This window comes from Conyzicola sp. (assembly GCF_057073975.1).
On the sequence record NZ_JBXMIS010000137.1, the window covers coordinates 1 to 18,560 of the forward strand.

18 protein-coding genes and 2 pseudogenes are annotated in these 18,560 nt (G+C 67.8%); 4 read left to right on the plus strand and 16 right to left on the minus strand.

The window, feature by feature from the left end:
• Positions 1–210 (plus strand): annotated as a pseudogene (locus tag AC14A7_RS12380) (ABC transporter ATP-binding protein); the annotation flags it as partial.
• Between the two features lie 179 nt (positions 211–389).
• Here AC14A7_RS12380 and AC14A7_RS12385 read toward each other — a convergent pair.
• The 4 genes from AC14A7_RS12385 to groES form a co-directional block, all read right to left on the minus strand.
• Complete coding sequence (locus tag AC14A7_RS12385; RefSeq protein WP_484009487.1) at positions 390–1,670, minus strand: ABC transporter substrate-binding protein; 1,281 nt, start codon at positions 1,668–1,670, stop codon at positions 390–392.
• 198 nt (positions 1,671–1,868) lie between these two features.
• Complete coding sequence (locus AC14A7_RS12390; protein WP_484009489.1) at positions 1,869–3,101, minus strand: ABC transporter substrate-binding protein; 1,233 nt, start codon at positions 3,099–3,101, stop codon at positions 1,869–1,871.
• A gap of 46 nt (positions 3,102–3,147) precedes the next feature.
• A complete protein-coding gene (rarD, locus tag AC14A7_RS12395) occupies positions 3,148–4,080 on the minus strand; it encodes an EamA family transporter RarD (RefSeq protein WP_484009491.1) in 933 nt (310 codons plus the stop codon).
• A gap of 80 nt (positions 4,081–4,160) precedes the next feature.
• Positions 4,161–4,457, minus strand: coding sequence for a co-chaperone GroES (gene groES / locus AC14A7_RS12400; protein WP_484009493.1), 297 nt, complete (start codon positions 4,455–4,457; stop codon positions 4,161–4,163).
• A 125-nt stretch (positions 4,458–4,582) separates the two neighbouring features.
• Between groES and AC14A7_RS12405 the strand changes: the two genes are divergently transcribed.
• The gene (locus AC14A7_RS12405; RefSeq protein ID WP_484009495.1) at positions 4,583–5,758 is read left to right on the plus strand and encodes a THUMP-like domain-containing protein; all 1,176 of its coding nucleotides are present in this window, start codon (positions 4,583–4,585) and stop codon (positions 5,756–5,758) included.
• A gap of 6 nt (positions 5,759–5,764) precedes the next feature.
• Here the strand turns inward: AC14A7_RS12405 and AC14A7_RS12410 are convergent, their stop codons facing one another.
• From AC14A7_RS12410 to glmS, 9 genes and pseudogenes are all read right to left on the minus strand, one after another.
• Positions 5,765–6,316, minus strand: a complete 552-nt coding sequence (locus AC14A7_RS12410) for a DUF4190 domain-containing protein (RefSeq protein WP_484009497.1) — start codon at positions 6,314–6,316, stop codon at positions 5,765–5,767.
• A 71-nt stretch (positions 6,317–6,387) separates the two neighbouring features.
• Positions 6,388–6,783, minus strand: coding sequence for a DUF4190 domain-containing protein (locus AC14A7_RS12415; protein WP_484009499.1), 396 nt, complete (start codon positions 6,781–6,783; stop codon positions 6,388–6,390).
• Between the two features lie 85 nt (positions 6,784–6,868).
• A pseudogene (gene tsaD / locus AC14A7_RS12420) lies at positions 6,869–7,924 on the minus strand (tRNA (adenosine(37)-N6)-threonylcarbamoyltransferase complex transferase subunit TsaD).
• Positions 7,921–8,403, minus strand: coding sequence for a ribosomal protein S18-alanine N-acetyltransferase (gene rimI / locus AC14A7_RS12425; protein ID WP_484009501.1), 483 nt, complete (start codon positions 8,401–8,403; stop codon positions 7,921–7,923). Before rimI ends, tsaD begins: the two are co-directional and overlap by 4 nt.
• A gap of 1 nt (position 8,404) precedes the next feature.
• The gene (tsaB, locus tag AC14A7_RS12430) at positions 8,405–9,010 is read right to left on the minus strand and encodes a tRNA (adenosine(37)-N6)-threonylcarbamoyltransferase complex dimerization subunit type 1 TsaB (RefSeq protein WP_484009503.1); all 606 of its coding nucleotides are present in this window, start codon (positions 9,008–9,010) and stop codon (positions 8,405–8,407) included.
• Positions 8,994–9,497 (minus strand): tRNA (adenosine(37)-N6)-threonylcarbamoyltransferase complex ATPase subunit type 1 TsaE, encoded by a 504-nt coding sequence (tsaE, locus tag AC14A7_RS12435; protein WP_484009505.1) that lies wholly within the window; start codon positions 9,495–9,497, stop codon positions 8,994–8,996. The genes tsaB and tsaE overlap by 17 nt, the downstream gene beginning before the upstream one ends.
• Entirely contained in the window at positions 9,494–10,585 is a 1,092-nt protein-coding gene (gene alr, locus AC14A7_RS12440) for an alanine racemase (protein ID WP_484009520.1), read from the minus strand. The genes tsaE and alr overlap by 4 nt, the downstream gene beginning before the upstream one ends.
• A 5-nt stretch (positions 10,586–10,590) precedes the next feature.
• Positions 10,591–10,956 carry a holo-ACP synthase gene (locus AC14A7_RS12445; protein WP_484009507.1) on the minus strand — a complete coding sequence of 122 codons (366 nt, stop codon included), beginning with the start codon at positions 10,954–10,956 and terminating at the stop codon, positions 10,591–10,593.
• A gap of 3 nt (positions 10,957–10,959) precedes the next feature.
• Positions 10,960–12,810 carry a glutamine--fructose-6-phosphate transaminase (isomerizing) gene (gene glmS, locus AC14A7_RS12450; protein ID WP_484009508.1) on the minus strand — a complete coding sequence of 617 codons (1,851 nt, stop codon included), beginning with the start codon at positions 12,808–12,810 and terminating at the stop codon, positions 10,960–10,962.
• 75 nt (positions 12,811–12,885) lie between these two features.
• Between glmS and coaA the strand changes: the two genes are divergently transcribed.
• Positions 12,886–13,833 (plus strand): type I pantothenate kinase, encoded by a 948-nt coding sequence (gene coaA, locus AC14A7_RS12455; RefSeq protein WP_484009510.1) that lies wholly within the window; start codon positions 12,886–12,888, stop codon positions 13,831–13,833.
• Positions 13,834–13,976: 143 nt separating this feature from the next.
• On the opposite strand, the gene AC14A7_RS12460 is transcribed toward coaA, so the two are convergent.
• From AC14A7_RS12460 to AC14A7_RS12470, 3 genes are read right to left on the minus strand one after another with little or no spacing between them, the layout of a single operon-like run.
• Positions 13,977–14,384, minus strand: a complete 408-nt coding sequence (locus tag AC14A7_RS12460) for a hypothetical protein (protein ID WP_484009512.1) — start codon at positions 14,382–14,384, stop codon at positions 13,977–13,979.
• 1 nt (position 14,385) lies between these two features.
• Positions 14,386–14,760, minus strand: a complete 375-nt coding sequence (locus tag AC14A7_RS12465) for a hypothetical protein (protein ID WP_484009514.1) — start codon at positions 14,758–14,760, stop codon at positions 14,386–14,388.
• 53 nt (positions 14,761–14,813) lie between these two features.
• Positions 14,814–16,253 carry an Ig-like domain-containing protein gene (locus AC14A7_RS12470; protein WP_484009516.1) on the minus strand — a complete coding sequence of 480 codons (1,440 nt, stop codon included), beginning with the start codon at positions 16,251–16,253 and terminating at the stop codon, positions 14,814–14,816.
• A gap of 226 nt (positions 16,254–16,479) precedes the next feature.
• Here AC14A7_RS12470 and AC14A7_RS12475 point away from each other — a divergent pair.
• Positions 16,480–18,560, plus strand: a 2,081-nt coding sequence (locus AC14A7_RS12475; RefSeq protein WP_484009518.1) for an AAA family ATPase, incomplete at its 3' end; no start/stop codon positions are given.

Sequence of the window (18,560 nt, forward strand, 5' to 3'; positions counted from 1 at the left end):
GAGGCGTTCATCCGCGTCTCGGAGATCAACAAGGCGGGCGTCACGACCATCATGGTCGAGCAGAACGCTCGCCGTTGCCTGCAGATCTGCGACCGCGGCTACGTGCTCGACCAGGGCCGCGACGCCTACACGGGCCCCGGCCGCGACCTGCTCACCGACCCCAAGGTCATCTCGCTCTACCTCGGAACGCTCGGCGAGGACGTCGCCTAGCAGCTCCGCTCGATGTGAAGGCCCCGGTGATGCGTCCCGGGGCTTTCTCTTTGCCTGGCGCAGCATCCGGTGCTCTCGGCGTCCCCCGCGCCCTGTTCGCAATGCGGGAGACGGGCTGGGGCGGCGCACGACAAAGGGCCCCGGCCGAAACCGGGGCCCTTCTCCCTACGAGCTGCTAACTAGTTAGCGGTGCGGGTGTAGGTGTTGTCTTCGTTGTAGGTGTAGATACCGATGGTCGCCTCGGTCGGGTCGCCGTTCTCGTCGAACGTGATCGGACCGGAGAAGCCGTCGTAGTCGACAACGCCACCGTCGAGGATGATCTGAGCAGCGTCAGCGAAGTTGGTCGCCTTCTCGCCGTCGCCAGAACCACCGGAGACCTCCTGGAGCTTCGCCGCGATGTCGGCGCCATCCACCGAGTTCGCTGCGAGAGCAGCGAGCGCGAGGAGAACGACGGCGTCGTAGGACTCAGCTGCGTAGCTGTAGTCCTTCAGCTCCGCGTCGCCCTGCTCGGCAACGTATGCCTGCAGGTCGTCGGTGAAGGAGCCGAGCGTAGCGGTGTCGAGACCCGGAAGCGTTCCCTGAGCGCCCGTGAGGGTGCCGGCCGGGAAGTCAGCCGAGTAGTCAGCCAGGTTGCCGTCGACGAAGTAGAGCTTGTCGGTCGGGAAGCCAGCAAGACCAGGAACGATCGTCTTGGTCTCCTCGAACGCGATGAGTGCAATCGCGTCGGGGTCGGCCGCAAGAACCGAGCTGATCTGAGCATCGAACGAGGTGTCGCCCGTGTTGTACGACTCAGCAGCAACAACCTCGCCACCGGCGCCCTCGAAGGCCTCCGTGGTGAACTCGGTGAGGCCGGTGCCGTACGAGTCGTTGAGGTAGATGATGCCGAGCGTCTCGTTGCCGTCGGCAGCGATGAGGTTACCGAGAACCTCGCCCTGCAGCACGTCAGACGGGGCGGTGCGCCAGTAGAGGCCGTTGTCGTCCCACGTCGTGAAGTCCGCCGAGGTGTTCGCCGGCGAGAACTGGATGACTCCAGCGCCCGTGACGTCGTCGATGAACTGCTTGGACGTACCGGAGGATGCCGCGCCGATGATGGCGGAGACGCCCTCGCTCAGCAGACGGGGGACCTCGGTCGCGTATGCCTTGTTGTCTGTGTCGCCGGAGTCGCCGTAGGTGACCTCGATCTGGATGCCGAGGTCGGCCTCGTTGATCTGCTTTGCAGCAAGACCAACACCTGCGATCTCGGGCGGGCCGAGGAATGCGAGGTTGCCGGAGATCGGCAGAGCCGTTCCGATCTTCAGGGTGAGGTCACGCTCGACGGATCCTCCGCCGTTGTCGTCAGCCTCAGGGGTCGGGGCGCAGCCAGCCAAAACGATGGCGGAAACGCTGACGACGGCAATGCCGCCGAGTACCGACTTGAGGGTCCGTGAGCGGGAGGCCGAGGCCTTCGCGAATACGCTCATGTTGCTCCTTGCTAGTGATTGTGTTTAAGACACAGTCGTGCTGGTGCACACCTGTTCTGCCAAGTTACGGGGCTTGAGGCTCAGAAACAATACGAGGGTGTTACAGCCCTGTAACACGGCGAAATCGTTATCTACGGGGCGCTCGAAGCGTGCGTTTGCGCAACTTTTCGGCGTTTAACCGACGGATTGCGTCGTGCGCTATCCGGTCGTGACGGTGCGCGACGGAGCGAAGCTGTTGGATGCCGCGTAGGCGACGATCGTGAATGTTCCGCCCGCGGCATCCCCGCTCTCAGAGAGGTCGACGGGCCCGGAGCGCCCGGTGTAGTCGATGTCGGGTTCTGTCGCGAGCACCGAGGCGCACTCGCCGAAGCTCGTGCACGGGATGCCGCCGACCGAGATCGAGCGAAGGTGGCGCGCGATCGCCGGGCCTCCGTCGTCCCCGCTGATGAGCACCGCGAGCGCCGCCATGATCGTGGCGTCGTACGCCTCTGCGGCGAACGCGGAGTCTGCTCCGACAGCCGGGTCTGCCTGCCGAAGGCGAAGGGCGAACGCCTCATCCACCTCACCACCGGCGACGATGCCGGTGGCTCCCTCGAGCACTCCCGCGGCGAGAGTGGTCGAGTAGTCGAGGGTGGTGCGGCCGTCGAGCCAGACGCGGGAGCCGTCGATTCCCGCGGCAGACAGTGCTGAGAGTAGGCCGACCGCCTGCTGCGCGGTCGCGGCCGAGATGACGACCGCATCCGGCTTGGCCTTTGCCGCCTTCTTGGCGATGCTGGCGAAATCGGTGACCTCGGCCCCGAAGTCGGCCTCGTACTCCACGGCGGCAGTATCTGGCATGGCCGCGGTGAGACTCGCAAGGCCGTCGGCTCCTGCCGAGTCGTCGGTCGACAGATAGGCGATGGATGACGCATCGACACCGGCGAGCGCGTCGGCGATAGCGGCCCACTCCGCGCCGCCTGCGACGGCAGCGCTGAACAGCATGCCCTCGTCGTCCAGAGCGCCGAGCCCGGTGGCCGACGGCGAGATGAGCGGCACGCCCGCCTCGGTGGCCGGGCCGATCAGTCGCTCGGCGATGTCGGTCGACGACGGTCCGATGACGACATCGACACCGAGCTCGATGAGCGCAGCGAATGACGCCTCGGCTGCATCGGTCGCCGGGTCGCCGGAGGTGCGGTGGAAGACCTCCACCGGCACGCCGTCGAGGCCACCCTGCTCGTTGATCTCTCGCACCGCGATCTCGACTCCGGCCACCTGGGCGAGAGCGCCTGGCGGCAGCACGGTGCCGATGCGCAGCACTCCGTCGCCGGTCGGCGCATAGGTTGCAGAGGGCGACGGCGAGGCATCGATCGGCTCAGCAGCGGTGCAACCGGAGAGGGCGACGAGGACGGTGAGCGCCGTCACGGTGGTGAGAGCGGGGCCGAAGCGCGGCACAGGGCGTCCTTCCGACTAACAAGAGGTCTTCTCAGACCCTAGCGCGCTACAGGGGCTGGAGCGAGGCGCGGCGAAGGGCTCGATTGGCGCGCAGCATGTCGATCGTCAGCACGATGAGCGCAACCCAGACGAGGGCGAAGCCGAGCCAGCGCGCGAACGGCATGTCCTCACGGAAGATGAACACGCCGATGACGAACTGCAGCACGGGCGCGAGGTACTGCGAGAGCCCGAGGTAGACGAGCGGGATCCGTCGTGCGGCGGCCGCGAACAGCAGAAGGGGCACCGCGGTCACGGCTCCGGCGCTCAGCAGCAAGGCCGTGTGGATGCCACCCTGGGTGCCGAGAACGAGGTCGCCGTTCGCCGCGATCACTCCGAGCGTGATGCCCGCCGCAGGAGCAAGCCATGCCGTCTCGATGGTCAGACCGCTGACGGCGTCGACGCGGCCTCCCACCTGCTTCTTGATGAATCCATAGATGCCGAAGGAGAAGGCGAGGGCGAGCGCGATCCACGGCACCTGCCCGTAGTTGACGGCGAGCACGACGACCGCGACCGCGCTGATGCCGATCGCGGTCCACTGCATCGGCCGAAGTCGCTCTCGAAGAACAACCACCCCGAGGAGCACTGTCACGATCGGGTTCGCGAAATAGCCGAGGGATGCCTCGACGACGTGGTCGTTGAGGGTCGCGAACACGTACACGAGCCAGTTGACGAGGATGAGGGCACCAGCCGCGCCCATGATGAGCACCGTGCGCCGGTCGCGCACGATGACCACGAGCGCTCCCCAGCCCCGCAGCACCGTGAGCAGCAGCGCGCAGAACACGAGAGAGAGCACGATGCGCCACGCGACGATCTCGAGGGCTCCCGCCGGCTCGAGCGCACGGAAGAAGAGGGGAAGAAAGCCCCAGAGGCCGTAGGCGCTAACGGCAAATGCAACACCGATGCCGAGGGTGCGCTGGGCAGAAGGCGGGGTCGGCGGCACCTGCCACAGCCTATGCTCCCCCGCAACAGCAGAAGGCCCCGTGGCAGAGCCGCGGGGCCTTCTGGCAAAAAGTGGTGGTTCTAGCGCACAACCACGGCGAGCACGTCGCGAGCAGAGAGCACGAGGTAGTCGACGCCGCCGTACTTCACCTCGGTTCCGCCGTACTTGGAGTAGATGACCTTGTCGCCGACGGCGATGTCGAGGGGCACGCGGTTGCCGTTGTCATCGATGCGACCGGGGCCGACGGCGACGACGTCGCCTTCCTGCGGCTTCTCCTTGGCGGTGTCAGGAATGACAAGACCGGACGCGGTCGTCGTTTCTGCTTCGACCTGCTGGATGACAATGCGATCCTCGAGCGGCTTGATGGAGACCGACACGGTTGACCTCTTCTTTCTGGATTGCGAAACTTCGATTGGCAGACTCACCGGGAGAGTGCCAAGAGCAACTATAAGCCACGGGCTGGCACTCATTCAACGTGAGTGCCAATTGCTACGGTTGGCAGATGGAGTCCTCAGAGCTGCGCGAACTGCTCACACCCGACGGCCTCCGGCTGCTCGACTCGCTTCCCGCATGGCACGCCGGAACCGACGTGGTGCGCTCGGTCGCCGACCTCCGCAAGGCGGGGCACTCCCCCGTGCTCGTCGCAGCTGTTCTCCACCAGGCCCGACTGCGAAGCAAGGCCGTTGCCAAGTTCGGCCCGTTCGCCGAGCGCATGCTGTTCACGACGGCGGGGCTGGAGCAGGCAACCCGACTGCGTGTCGCAGCCCTCCACGCAGGACGCTACCGGGATGCCGGACTCACCAGGGTCGTCGACCTCGGCTGCGGCATCGGCGCAGATGCACTCGCGATGGCAGCGATCGACCTCGAGGTGACCGCGGTGGAGCGCGATGAGGTCACCGCGGCGCTGGCCGCCTACAACCTCGCCCCATGGCAGAACGCGACTGTCGTCAACGAGGATGCAACGACGGTCGACCTTGGGGCGTTCGACGCCGCCTACATCGACCCTGCTCGTCGCTCGAGCTCCCGCCGCCTCAACGACCCGGCCGACTGGTCGCCGTCGCTCGACTTCGCCTTCGGCATCGCCTCGCGAATCCCGGTCGGCGTGAAGCTCGGGCCCGGCATCGACCGCGACCTCATTCCCGATGGCTGCGAGGCGCAGTGGGTCTCCGTCGGCGGCGATGTGGTCGAGCTCTCGACCTGGTTCGGAGCTCTTGCCCGACCCGGCATCGGCCGCGCCGCTCTCGTCATCGACGCGAGCGGAATGGCAGAGCTCACCGCCGCACATGACAGCGAGGATGCCGAGACCGGCGACATCGCCGAGTACGTTCTCGAACCCGACGGCGCCGTCATCCGCGCCCGTCTGATCGGCGACCTCGCGCGATCGCTGGGAGCCCACATGCTCGACCCTCGCATCGCCTACCTCGCGAGTCACGAGGCGGTGGATAGCCCCTTTGCGAGCTGCTTCCGGGTGATCGAGCAGCTGCCCTTCGACGAGAAGACGCTGAAGAAGGAACTGGGGGCCCGCGGCATCGGGGTGCTGGAGATCAAGAAGCGCGGTGTCGACGTCGATCCGGCGGTGCTGCGAACGCGCCTCGCGCTCAAAGGCACCGAGAGTGCGACGCTCATCGTGACACGGCTCGGCGAGAAGCGGGTTGCCCTTCTCGCCGAGCGTGCCTAGGTCGATCTAGTAGCTGAAGCTCGAGTACGGGTCAGAGGCAGACATCGCGAACACGACGATCCAGAAGCCGCCGATGAGAAGGCTGCCGAGAATCGCAATGTAGCCGAGGATGAGGCCGGTGAGCCAGAACCCCTTGGCGTGCGGCTGGCGCTTCTGGGCCATGTGACCGGTGACGACCGCGGCGATGCCGGGCAGCAGGCCGAGGCCGAAGATGCTGTTGCCGACGAAGCCGACGATGCCGAGGATCATCGAGACGATCGCGAGGGTGCTCGACGGGCCAGGCGTGCCATAGCTCTGCGGCTGCGCCGCGTAGGCGGGCGGGCCGCTCGGAGCAGCAGCTCCTTGCGCATAGGGGTTCGGCTGCACGTAGGGGTTCTCCACGGGAGGCGCCGACGGCGGGGCGCTCGATGTGCCAGCTAGGTCGACGATCGGCGGAACGACGGTCGCCTCGGTCTGCTCTGCCTTCGGGGCGGCTGGCTTCTTCGCACGCGGGGCGCGCGGGGTCGGCTCGACTGGGGGAACGGGGACGGGGGGAACTTCTGGGCTGGATTCAGCCATGGCATCTCCTGAGGATTGTCATACGTGTGCAGTGAGCCAACGCTACCGTGAGGCGCGTTGGTGAGTGGATGCTAGTAGCTGTAGTCGTAGGGCATCTCGCTCATAGTCCAGAGCGTGCCGCCGAGAACGAGAACCCAGATGATCGCCACGATCCAGCCGATGATCCAGAAGGCGCAGCCGATCCAGCCGACGATCGTGCCGGCAAGGGCGATGCCGTAGCCGCCTTCACCGCGCTCCTTGATCTGCTTGAGGGCGATGTGCCCGGTGATCGCACCGGCGATGCTGATGCCGATGACCGACAACACGAGCGAGACGATGGCGAGCACGTTCATCGCCGGTGCCGTGCCGTATGGCTGCTGCGCGTACGGGCTCGCCGCGGCCACAGCCGGATTCGGCTCTGCGGCGCGGGCTGCCGCGGCCGGTTCTGATGCGGCTGGCTCAGGGGTTGGTGGGGTTGTATCGGCCATGGGCGTCTACTCCTTCGTCGGATTCATCTGCCATCGTGACACCGGCGGTGGAGGGCGTCAATCCGGCAAACCCCCGGTTGACAGGTCACGCCTGGATGGTGGTGACCGGCAGCGTCGAATCCGCCCCGAACCCGAGGGTCGACGGCGCGTGACCCGCCATGACGAGCTGCGCGCCGAGGGCGGCGATCATGGCGCCGTTGTCGGTGCACAGCGAGAGAGGGGGAACCCGCAGCTCCACCCCCGCCGCCGCGCACCGTTCGGCGGCGAGCTCGCGCACTCTCGCGTTCGCGACGACGCCTCCGCCGAGCAGTAGCCGCGGCACGCCGTAGTCGGCGCAGGCCGCGATGGCCTTGGTGAGCAGCACGTCGGCGACCGACTCGCGAAAGCTGGCCGCGACATCCGCGATGGGCAGCTCCTCGCCGGAGTCACGTCTCTGCTCGACCCATCGCGCGACAGCGGTCTTCAGCCCAGAGAAGGAGAAGTCGTAGCGGTGCTTCTCCATGTCTTTCGGGAGGCTGAGCCCGCGGGTGAAGCGGATCGCCCTCGGGTCGCCGCCGATCGCCGCGCGGTCGATCTGGGGCCCGCCGGGATAGGGAAGGCCGAGCAGGCGCGCGACCTTGTCGAAGGCCTCCCCTGCGGCGTCGTCGATGGTCTCGCCGAGCAGCTCCACATCGGAGACGAGATCGCGCACGAGCAGGAGCGAGGTGTGACCGCCGCTGACCAGCAGGGCGATGGTCGGCAGCTAGATCTCGCTGTCGTCGTCTCTCAGCACGTCGGCGCCGACGTGGCCGACGAGATGGTTGACGGCATACAGCGGCTTGTCGAGTGCCACAGCAAGCGCCTTGGCTGCCGCGACGCCGACCATGAGAGCGCCGGCAAGGCCCGGCCCGCTCGTGACGGCTATCGCGTCGAGGTCGGAGAGCTCGACGCCGGCATCGGTGAGCGCCTGCTCCAGCGCCGGGCCGATGGCCTCGACGTGCGCCCTCGCTGCGACCTCTGGCACCACGCCCCCGTAGCGGGCGTGCTCATCCATCGACGTCGCGATCACGTTCGCCAGCAGCGTCGAGCCGCGCACGATGCCGACGCCGGTCTCGTCGCAGCTCGTCTCGATGCCGAGCACGAGCGGAGCGGTGGAGGTCATTTGCTGCCTTCGGTCTGGTGCGGCACGGTCAGTCTCATCACGATCGCGTCGACGTTGTCAGGCTGGTAGTAGCGGGGTCGCACGGCGATCGCCTCGAACCCGAGAGAGTCGTACAGGTTCTTGGCACCGGGGTTGTCGGCTCGCACCTCGAGGAAGATCTCCTCAGCCCCGCGCGTGCGCGCCTCGGTGATCAGCGCCGCCATGAGGGTGCGGCCGAGTCCCGTGCGCCGCGCCGCTGGCGCGACCGCGATGGTCTGGATGTCGGCCTGGCCAGAACGCCGCGGCGCCAGCACTCCTCCGTAGGCCACCACCTCGCGCGGCGGATCGACCGGCTCCGCCACGAAGTAGCGGGCACTCGGGTTGGCGATCTCCGAGCGCATCGATGCCTGCGACCACGCGTCGTTGCCGAACGTGGCCGTCTCCAGCCGCATGATCGCGTCGAGGTCGTCGAGCGTGGCGACGCGAAGCTGCCAGCCCATCTCAGGACACCCGCTTCGGTCCGTCGGACGGCGTCACGTCGGGAGACCGAAGGTAGAGCGGCTCGTCGGCGGCGAAGGGCCGGTGGTGCTCGTACATCGCCTCGGCGAGGAGTCCGAGCGAGGCGGCGGAGACGGTTGCGGCATCGAGGCGGCGGTAGCCGTCTGGCGTGACAACGGCATCCGGTTTGAGCAGGCGTGGTCCGTGCACGCGCACCGGAATGCCGTGCTCATCGGCGGCGGCGTAGGCGCTCACGTAGACCTCGCGGCGTCGAGCATCGGTGACGACGAGCACCGGGCCGGGTTCGCCGAAGGCCACGGCATCGTGGCTGACCACGGGGATCACGGGTTTGGCCGCCCCGATCGCGAAGGCACGGGCGGCGGCGATGCCGACCCGCAGCCCCGTGAACGGACCGGGACCCATACCCGCGACGACACCAGACAGCTCGCGAACGGCCACCCCCGACTCGTCGAGGCACTGCAGGATGAAGTCGCCGATGAGCTCTGCGTGACTGCGGGTGTCGGCAGAGGCGCGTTCGGCGAGCACTCCGCGGTCGCGGTCGACGATGGCGACGCCGATGCCGGCGGAGGTGTCAATCGCGAGAAGCACGCAGCCAGCCTAGGTCGCTCCAGCGCGCGCCGGTGCCGGTGATGCGCACGATCCGCGGCTCGACGGGCTCGTCGAAGGAGTCGCCCGCCACCTGGCCTCCGACCGGGCGCTCGATGTGCAGTTCGAGCCAGGCCTCGACAACCGCGTCGAGCATGCCAGCCGCCCACTCGACAACGACGATGGAGCGGTCGAAGTCGATGTCGAGGTCGTCGAGCTCGAGCGGGCTCGAGAGCCGGTAGGCGTCCACGTGCACGAGCGGGGCCTCGCCGGAGGCGCGGGGATGCGTGCGAGCCAGCACGAATGTCGGGCTCGTGACAGCGCCGCGAACGCCAAGCGCCTCGCCGAGTCCGCGGGTGAACGTGGTCTTGCCGGCGCCGAGCTCTCCGTTGAGGGCGACGGCATCGCCAGCACGCAGCTGGGAGGCGACGAGTGCGCCGAGAGCGGCCATGTCCTCCGGTGTGTCTAGGCGCAGTTCGACGGGCGTCACGACTGATACCGGCGAGTCACCCTCTGGCCGATGCGGGTGACGATCTCGTAGTTGATGGTCTCTGCCGCAGCCGCCCAGTCGTCGGCCGACGGCACGCCCGTTGCCGGATCGCCGAACAGCACCGCGCGGTCGCCGACCGTCACTGCGGCGTCGCCGACGTCGACGACGAACTGGTCCATCGCGATGCGGCCGCTGACTCTGTAGGTGACCCCGTTGATCGAGACCGGTCCTGTTCCAGAGGCGTGCCGCGGCACGCCGTCGGCGTATCCGAGCGGAACGAGCGCCAGCGTCGTCTCCCCCTCGGTCACATAGCTGTGGCCGTAGGAGACGCCGCTGCCGGCAGGAACCCGCTTGACCGACACGATGCTGGCGCTCAGTCGCATCGCGGGTCTCAGCGTCACAGGCACGGGCTCTCCATGCTCGAACGGGGTGAGGCCGTAGGCTCCGATTCCGATGCGAATGAGGTCGAACCGCGCGCCGGGCAGATCGAGCGAACCGCCGGTCGCCGTGAGGTGCACCAGCTCTGGCGTGAGGCCGGCTGCTCGCGCGACCTCGAGTGCCCGTTCGAAGCGCTCGAGCTGCACGGCGTCGTTGGCGGGGCCCGCATTGGCGAGGTGGCTGAAGATGCCGCGAACGCGAATGCGGCCGAGGCGCTCCAGCTCTGCCGCGCGGGCGACGACCTGCTCCCACTCGTTCTCGGCGACACCGTTGCGACCGAGGCCGGTGTCGACCTTGAACTGGATGACGGGCACCCCATCGGTCGCCGCCACCCGTTCGAGCTGGTCGGCGTAGTTCACCCCGATGTCGATGCCGCTCTGCACCGCGAGCGCGAAGTCGGCCGTCGGGTCGTGGATCCAGGCGAGCACGGGTGCCGTGATTCCGGCGGATCGCAGGGCGAGCGCCTCGTCGAGGTCGACGACGCCGAGCCAGGCCGCGCCGGCATCCAGTGCTGCCCGTGCCGATGGCACGGCACCGTGGCCGTAGCCGTCGGCCTTGACGATGACCATCGCGGGGTGGTCGTCAGCCGCCGCACGAATTGCCGACACGTTGGAGCGGATCGCGTCGAGGTCGACGAGAGCCTCGCGCATGGCGCTCACGACTCCGCCACCACGTAGGCGATGGCGATACCGGCATCGTGGCTCATGCTCAGGTGCACAGAGCCGACTCCCCGGCGCGCGGCGACCTCGGCGGCTGGTCCGTCGAGCTCGAACCCCGGGTTGCCGTGATCGTCGGAGATCACCTGCATGTTGTGCCAGCGGATTCCCGTCGACTCGCCGAGCGCCTTGATGAGCGCCTCCTTGGCAGCGAACCGTCCCGCGAGGGAGCGAAGGGACAGCACCCGGCCCGCCTCGTTCTGCTCGCGCTCGGTGAAGAGGCGCGCCGTCAGCGCCGGGGTGCGGTCGAGGGCACGCTCGAAGCGCGCCAGATCGACCACATCGACACCGATGCCGATGATCATGCTCTATTCCACGGTGACGGACTTGGCGAGGTTGCGCGGCTGGTCGACATCGAGGCCCTTGGCAGCGGCAAGCTCCATCGCGAAGATGTGCAGCGGCACGACGGCAAGGATGGGCTCGAACAGGCTGCCTGCGAGCGGGATCGGAATGACCTCGTCGGCAAAGGGCAGCACAGCCGCGTCGCCCTTCTCTGCGATCGCGATGACGCGAGCACCTCTGGCACGGATCTCCTGGATGTTGGAGACGACCTTGGGGTGCAGCGACAGCGGGTCGCGCGGGCTGGGAACCACGACGAAGACGATCTGGCCCGGCTCGATGAGCGCGATGGGGCCGTGCTTGAGCTCGCCGGCCGCGAAGCCCTCTGCGTGGATGTAGGCAAGCTCCTTGAGCTTGAGGGCTCCCTCGAGCGCGACGGGGAATCCGACGTTGCGACCGAGGAAGAGGACAGAACGCGTGTCGGTCATCCAGTGCGCCAGCTGCTTGATGGCTGGAGCAGAGAGCAGCACCTCGTCGATCTTCTCCGGCAGCGCGAGCAGCTCTGCGGTGTTGGCGCTGATGTCGTCGGCGCTGACCGTTCCGCGAACCCCGCCGAGGTGCAGGCCGAGCAGGTAGAGCGCGGTGACCTGGGCGACGAAGGCCTTGGTCGACGCGACGGCGACCTCCGGGCCAGCGTGCGTGTAGATGACCGCCTCCGACTCACGGGGAATGGTCGAACCCTGGGTGTTGCAGATCGAGAGCACGCGGGCTCCCGCCTCCTTGGCGTACTTGACGGCCATCAGGGTGTCCATGGTCTCGCCCGATTGGCTGATCGAGACGACGAGCGTGCGGTTGGTGAGGATCGGGTCGCGGTAGCGGAACTCGTGCGAGAGCTCGACGTCGACCGGGATGCGCGACCACTTCTCGATCGCGTACTTGCCGAGCTGGCCGGCGTAGGCTGCCGTGCCGCAGGCGATGATGATGACCCTGTCGATGTCGGCGAGCGCCTCGTCGCCGATGCCGTCGAGCTCGGTGAGGCGAACGGCATTGTCGACAACGCGGCCGAGCAGCGTCTTCGCAACCGCCTCTGGCTCCTCGCTGATCTCCTTGGCCATGAAGCTCGACCAGCCGCCCTTCTCTGCGGCGGAGGCATCCCAGTTGACCTCGAACTCCGTCGCCTCGACGGGGTTGCCGTCGAAGTCGATGACCTCGACGGAATCGGTGCGGATGGTGACGATCTGGTCCTGCCCGATCTCCATGGCGCGCTTGGTGAACTCCACGAACGCTGCGACGTCGGATCCGAGGAAGTTCTCCCCATCGCCGAGGCCGATGACGAGCGGGGAGTTGCGGCGGGCTCCGACGACGACGCCGGGCTGGTCCTCGTGGATGACGAGAAGGGTGAATGCGCCGTGAAGGCGAGCGACCACCTGGCGAAGCGCCTCGGTGATGTCCTTGGTCTCTTCATACGCCTTGCCGACGAGCAGGGCGGCGACCTCGTAGTCGGTGTCGCTGGTGAAGACGGCGCCGTCGGCGAGCAGCTCCTCCTTCAGTTCGAAGAAGTTCTCGATGATGCCGTTGTGGATGAGGGCGAGCTTGCCGTTGTCACCGAGCTGCGGGTGCGCGTTACGGTCGGTCGGACCGCCGTGGGTTGCCCAGCGGGTATGGCCGATGCCTGTCGCGCCGTCGGCGATGGGCTCGGCCTCGATCTCGTCGACGAGTGCCTGGAGCTTGCCGGCCTTCTTGCGCGAGTCGAGGTGGCCGTCGCGGTCGATGACCGCCACACCGGCCGAGTCATAGCCTCGGTACTCGAGGCGCTTGAGCCCGCCGAGGAGCACACTCATGCTCTTGTTGTCACCGACGTAGCCCACGATTCCGCACATGAGACACGATTTTACCTGCATCGAGCGGTCTGCCGCCGCCGTGGCCCCTGCCGGGGCGGCAGTAGGCTTTTGGGGATGCCTGATTCGACGACTCAGAACGGCAACCTGACTCCGTTCCTCGAGCTTGACCGTGCCGACTGGGCCGCGCTCGCCTCGGCAACCGAGGCGCCCCTGAGCGAGACGGAGATCAGCCAGCTCTCCGGCCTCGGCGACCGCATGGACCTCCGCGAGGTGCGCGATGTCTACCTTCCGCTGTCGGGCCTCCTCAGCCTGTATGTGAATGCGGCGAAGGAGCTGCACCGGTCGACGACGGAGTATCTCGGCACGTCATCCGGCACGACACCGTTTGTGATCGGCGTCGCCGGCTCTGTCGCCGTCGGCAAGTCGACGATCGCCCGTCTGCTCCAGCGACTGCTGAGCCACTGGGACGGCACTCCCCACGTCGAGCTCGTCACCACCGACGGGTTCCTGCTGCCCAACGCGGAGCTTGCGCGGCGCGGCCTCATGGAGCGCAAGGGGTTTCCTGAGTCATACGACCGCCGGGCGCTGCTTCGCTTCGTCAGCCAGGTCAAGAGCGGCGCTGCCGAGGTGACGGCGAAGTCGTACTCCCACCTCTACTACGACATCGTTCCCGGCGAGACCATCTCTGTTCACCGCCCAGACGTTCTTATCGTCGAGGGCCTCAATGTGCTGCAGCCGGCATCCGCTGGCCACCGTCTCGCGGTCGGCGACCTGTTCGACTTCACCATCTACGTGGATGCGAGAACCAGCGACATCGCCACCTGGTACGAGGAGCGCTTCCTCAGCCTGCAGCGGGGCGCGTTCAGCAACCCCGAGTCGTACTTCCACCGCTTCGCCTCGTTGAGCGAGGACGAGGCGCGGGCCAAGGCCCGGTCGATCTGGGCGACGATCAACGAGCCGAACCTGGTGGAGAACATCCTGCCGACGCGCGCACGCGCCTCGCTCGTGCTGCGCAAGGACGCCGACCACTCGGTGTCGAGCGTGCTGCTGCGCAAGATCTGACCCATTCGCCGCGGCTCCAGCTACGGGCTCGCGGACCCAGTTGTAGCACGGCACCCGAGGCCGTAGCTGGAGCGGCGACGGGACTCACGACGAGAGCAGAGAGGGGGAGGGCCGTGTGGCCCTCCCCCTCTCGTGCGACCCGGCTACCAGGTGATCGCCACCGACGACGGGTCACGCGGGTCGATGGTCACAGCCAGCTGGATACCGGGGCGGAGTGCGAACTCGTTCTGCGGTGACACGAGCGCCGACTGCGTCGCCGGCAGGAGCGCGCCGCCGGGGAGGCTGACCGTGAGGTCGATCTCGACGAGCCGCGAGCCCTGCACCCACGTGTTGGCCGGGCGGGCCGAGACGACCGTCGCGGTGGCCTGCACGCGATTGGCACCGCCGGCCGGAGCGGAGGCAGCCGCCTGCGCAGCGTTTGCCGCTGCCATGGAGGTCTTCATGGCATCCATCTTCGATCGCATCGTGGCCATGTCTGCCTTGACGTCGGAGTTCTTGTGCATCTCGTTGGTGAGCTTGCCAAGTCGGACGTAGCTGCTGATGAGCCCCATCTCAGGCAGCCAGGTAGAGCTGGTTGAAGCGGGCGCCGACAGAGCCGTCGGTCTGGATGCGGGTTGCCCAGCCAGCGGACGCGATGGTCCAGTCGGCCTGCGAGATGCCGAACGAGGTCGCAACGGTCGGCAGCATAGCTGCGTCGTAGTTGTAGGCGGCGATGCCCTTCGAGATGCGCACGTAGAGGTCGAGGTCGACCCCCGCGATCGGCACGAGGCTGGCAGCCGGCGGTTGGATGACGACGGGTGCAGAGGCTGCGGCCTGGTTCTGCTGCATGAGCTTCGCCTCCGCTCCCATCGCATTGGCCGACTCGATGAGATCGGGTGCTGCCACGAGCATGTCTGCCATGTCCTTGAATCCCTTGAGGATGTTCATTTCGGTGTTCCTTCTCTTGTCTGTTCATTGGTGTGGTTGGTGATACGGGTGGGTCAGTTGGAGGTGCGGCGGCGGTGCGCGGCGAAACCGAGCACGAGGCAGCCGAGCAGCAGAACGCCTGCGGCGGGCGTGACGAGCCAGGCGGTCGTCGCGCCGGCGTGGGCAAGCGTTCCGGTGGTGGTGCCAGCTGGCACGGTCGAGCCGGTGCCACCCGGCTGGCCGGGGTCGCCACCGGGGGTCCCCGGGTCGCGCGGACCGCTTGGCACGAGCACAGAGCCGCCGGGGCCCGTGACCGTCACCGTGATCGAGGCGACGTTGCTCTCGAGGCCGTTCAGGATGGTGGTGTAGTTCACAACCACCGTTCCCGTGAAGCCGACGGGCGGGTCGTAGGAGAAGGCACCGGTGGGGTCGAGTGCTGCAACACCAGGGTAGAAGCCGGAGATGCTGTTGACCTGGCCGCCGGAGTCGTTGGAGAGCACGCCCGGCGAGGAAACGTCGAGCTTCGTGTTCATCGGCGTCGTGTACGTGTCGTTCGAGGCGACCGGGCTTGTCGGGCTGCTCGCCGGTGACACGGTGATGGTGACGTTGCCCCAGGAGCTGAACCCGTTGTCGTCCTTGACCTGGTACTTGAACTTCTTGGACCCCGTGAAGCCTGCCGGCGGGGTGTAGAGCAGGTTGCCGTTGCCGAAGAGGAAGACCTCGCCGGTCTGGTCGCTCTGCGCCCAGACGGTGGCGTTCGCCGCGACGACGTCGTTGGCGAGCACGCCCGGGGCGATGATGTTGAGGGAGACGCCTGCCGTGGTTGCATAGCTGTCTGAATAGGCGAGCGGGGGCTCGAGGGTCGACGTGACATCGATGTAGACCGTTGCCCAGTTGGAGATGGTGCTGCCGGAGATCGAGCGGTACTGGAACTGCATCGGGCACACGCAGGCGCCCGTCATGTCATAGGACAGCCACTGACCGACCACAGAGATCTTGCCGGTTGGGTCGTTGATGTCGTACAGCGAGACGTTCTGCTCGCTGTCGTTGTAGAACAGGCTCTCAAGCACGAAGTCGTACGTGCCAGCAAGCTTCGTCGTGCGGAAGTCGTTCACCGCGGTGATGGAGACGGGGTCGAGCGCGTTCGGTGACGCGAGCTGCGCTGCCGGCTCGGCTGGCGCATTCGCGGCCTCGGCTGGCTCGACAGGCGCGAGGGGCGACGAGTCGTCTGGTGCCTCGGCTGGCTCGACGGGCGTCGTCGGCTCGATGGCGTCTGCCGGCTCGTTGAGATCGGTCGGCTCGGTGAGATCGGTCGGCTCGGTCAGGTCGGCTGGCTCAACGACCTCAACCGGCTGCACGAGCTCGGTCGGGGTCGCGGCATCCACGGCCTCATCGGCGTGGGCAGCGCCCGCGGCGCCGAGTGCCGGCAAGAGGACGGCAAGGGAGACCGCGGCAATGGCGGCGGTTCGACGGAGCCCGGTGCGAATCCGGACGGGGGTGAGGATGCTGGTCATCGGTCTGTCTTTCTTGGAGTGAGTGGCGCCCCGACGCATCGAGGCGGGCGCACGCTTCGGTGCACATCACAAGACTCCGGGAACGGCCCTTACCGGTCATGGGCAGCCGTTACTCAACTGCTGGGGGGCATTACTCAGTCGTCGCCCCGACTACCTGGGTAGCGGTCCATTCCGAGGATCGGCACCCCAAGAGCTATGCTCAGGTGCGGCGACAGGAGGGCCAAGAGTGCACGGCGATTCAGTGCTGCCCCTCGCGTGGCCGCTCGTCGGCCGTGCCGAACTCCTCGACCGCATCGCGGCGACGCTGCGTTCGCGAGCCGCGTCGGCCGTCATCCTGTGCGGCCCGGCCGGTGTCGGCAAGACCCGTCTTGCGGCAGAGGCCACCGCCGTGCTCGGCTCCGTGGAATGGCTCGTCATCCCGGTGACGGCGAACAGCGCTATCTCGGCCATCCCCCTCGGTGCTCTTCGCAGCGCGCTCGGAGACACCGAACTGGATGCCAACGCGGCCGCCCACGACTCCGTCGCCCTGTTCGAACAGGCCCGCAACTCCCTGCTGGAGCTCGCTGGCACACGTCGCACGGTCATGGTGGTCGACGACCTCTCGCTGCTCGACTCGCTCTCTCTCGCGCTCATGACGCAGCTGCTCGCCGCTGGCGTCATCCACCTGGTCGCCACCGTGCGCAGCGGGGAGCCGCTGCCGGATCCGATCCTCGAGATGTGGACGGCCAACAGCGCCCTGCGCATCGACGTGCCGCCGCTCACCGTGCAGGAGTTCGAGGTCGTCCTCGGCGAGGTTCTCGCCGGCCCGGTCGCCCACCGCACCGCGGTCGAGCTGCATCGCTCGTCGGGCGGCAACCCGCTGTTCCTCCGCGAGCTCGTCTTCGGCGCCCTCACCGCCAAGCAGCTGACGCTGGCCGAGGGAGTCTGGCAGCTCATCGGGGAGCCGCTGGGAACCCCGGCCCTTCACGACCTGATCCGGTCGCGCCTTCGCCATCTCGAGCGCGAGGAGCAGACCATCGTCGACTGCCTCGCGGTCTGCCAGCCCGTCGAGCTCGGCGACCTGCCCGGTGACGACGCGGCCTCGCACGTGGAGGCGCTAGAGAGCGCCGGCATCGCCGTCGTCGAGGAGACGTCGGGTCGACTGCTCATCTCATTGGCGCACCCGCAGTACGAGTCGGCGGTGCGATCCGGGTTGTCCCGCTTGCGCGTCATCTCCATCCTGCTGGAGCAGGCCGCCAGGGTCAGCGCCCGCCCCATGACCCCAGACGACGAGCTGCGCGTCGCCACCTGGCGCCTCGACGGCGGCAAGCCGTCCGACCCGGAGCTGCTGAGCCGCGCCGCGCACCTCGCCGTCATCGCGCAGGACCACGCCGCCGTCATCCGGCTCGCCGCGGCCGCGGTCACCGCCGGTGCCCCCGCGGCAGAGATGCTCTTCCTGCAGGGCGAGGCGATGTGGACCCTCGGTCGCAACAGCGAGGCGCTCGAGCTGCTCGAGAACGCGGCGAAAGACGACGAGCTGCATCCGACCACCGTGCAGCTCTCCGGACTCATCGCGGCGGCACGGGCCAGCACCTACGCTGGCGAGTCCCTCGGCAACTCCCGCGGCCTCGCCGTTCTCGACGAGGTGACGAAGCGGCACCCCATCCTTGCCCGCTCCCTCGCGCTCGCCCGCGCCGTGCTGCTTCTCAACCTCGAGGAGGCAGAGCTCGCGGCCGGTGAGCTCGTCTCCGCCTCACCCCAGACCGATTCAGAGGAGGAGCGCGAGGCGATCCTCTCGCTCTCGACCGCCCTCCCGCTTTCTGCCCTCGGCAAGTCCGACGAGGCCATCGCCGCAGCCCGTCGCGCCGTCGCGCACGCGGAATCCGCGCGCCGACCGGCCTTCGCCCTTCGACGGGCCCAGATGGTGCTCGCAACGGTGCTGCTGCAGTCCGGTGCCACGGCAGAGGCACAGCGCACGGCCATCGCCTCGATGCACGACGCCATAGCCCACGACGACGAGTCGTCGATTCGCTATGACGAGCTCACACTAGGACGCTGCTTCCTGGCGAAGGGGCGCCTCAACTCCGCAGCGAGATGGTTCGCGGATGTCGTCAGCGGCGCACAGGCGCGTGGCCCGATCGCCTATCGAGACCAGGCGAAGGCCATGCTCGCCCTCACGCTCGCCCAGCAGGGCAAGGTCGACGAGGCCGCGGCCCTGCAGGCCGACCTGTCCCCAGAGTTCGTCGCCCGCACCTCCAATGCCACCCTGTCTGGACTCTGGATCGACGCCCTGCGCGGCGACCGATCCGGTGCAACCACGAAGCTGCT

Bases quoted from the DNA above. Each gene is read 5' to 3' on its own strand.
- AC14A7_RS12405 (WP_484009495.1), top strand. From the start codon at position 4,583: ATGGAGTCCTCAGAGCTGCGCGAACTGCTCACACCCGACGGCCTCCGG.
- rimI (WP_484009501.1), bottom strand. From the start codon at position 8,403: ATGGGCTGGCAGCTTCGCGTCGCCACGCTCGACGACCTCGACGCGATC.
- glmS (WP_484009508.1), bottom strand. From the start codon at position 12,810: ATGTGCGGAATCGTGGGCTACGTCGGTGACAACAAGAGCATGAGTGTG.
- AC14A7_RS12415 (WP_484009499.1), bottom strand. From the start codon at position 6,783: ATGGCCGATACAACCCCACCAACCCCTGAGCCAGCCGCATCAGAACCG.
- AC14A7_RS12460 (WP_484009512.1), bottom strand. From the start codon at position 14,384: ATGGGGCTCATCAGCAGCTACGTCCGACTTGGCAAGCTCACCAACGAG.
- AC14A7_RS12445 (WP_484009507.1), bottom strand. From the start codon at position 10,956: ATGATCATCGGCATCGGTGTCGATGTGGTCGATCTGGCGCGCTTCGAG.
- AC14A7_RS12410 (WP_484009497.1), bottom strand. From the start codon at position 6,316: ATGGCTGAATCCAGCCCAGAAGTTCCCCCCGTCCCCGTTCCCCCAGTC.
- coaA (WP_484009510.1), top strand. From the start codon at position 12,886: ATGCCTGATTCGACGACTCAGAACGGCAACCTGACTCCGTTCCTCGAG.
- AC14A7_RS12385 (WP_484009487.1), bottom strand. From the start codon at position 1,670: ATGAGCGTATTCGCGAAGGCCTCGGCCTCCCGCTCACGGACCCTCAAG.
- AC14A7_RS12470 (WP_484009516.1), bottom strand. From the start codon at position 16,253: ATGACCAGCATCCTCACCCCCGTCCGGATTCGCACCGGGCTCCGTCGA.
- alr (WP_484009520.1), bottom strand. From the start codon at position 10,585: ATGCGCGAGGCTCTCGTCGACCTCGACGCGATCCGCTCCAACGTGTCG.
- AC14A7_RS12465 (WP_484009514.1), bottom strand. From the start codon at position 14,760: ATGAACATCCTCAAGGGATTCAAGGACATGGCAGACATGCTCGTGGCA.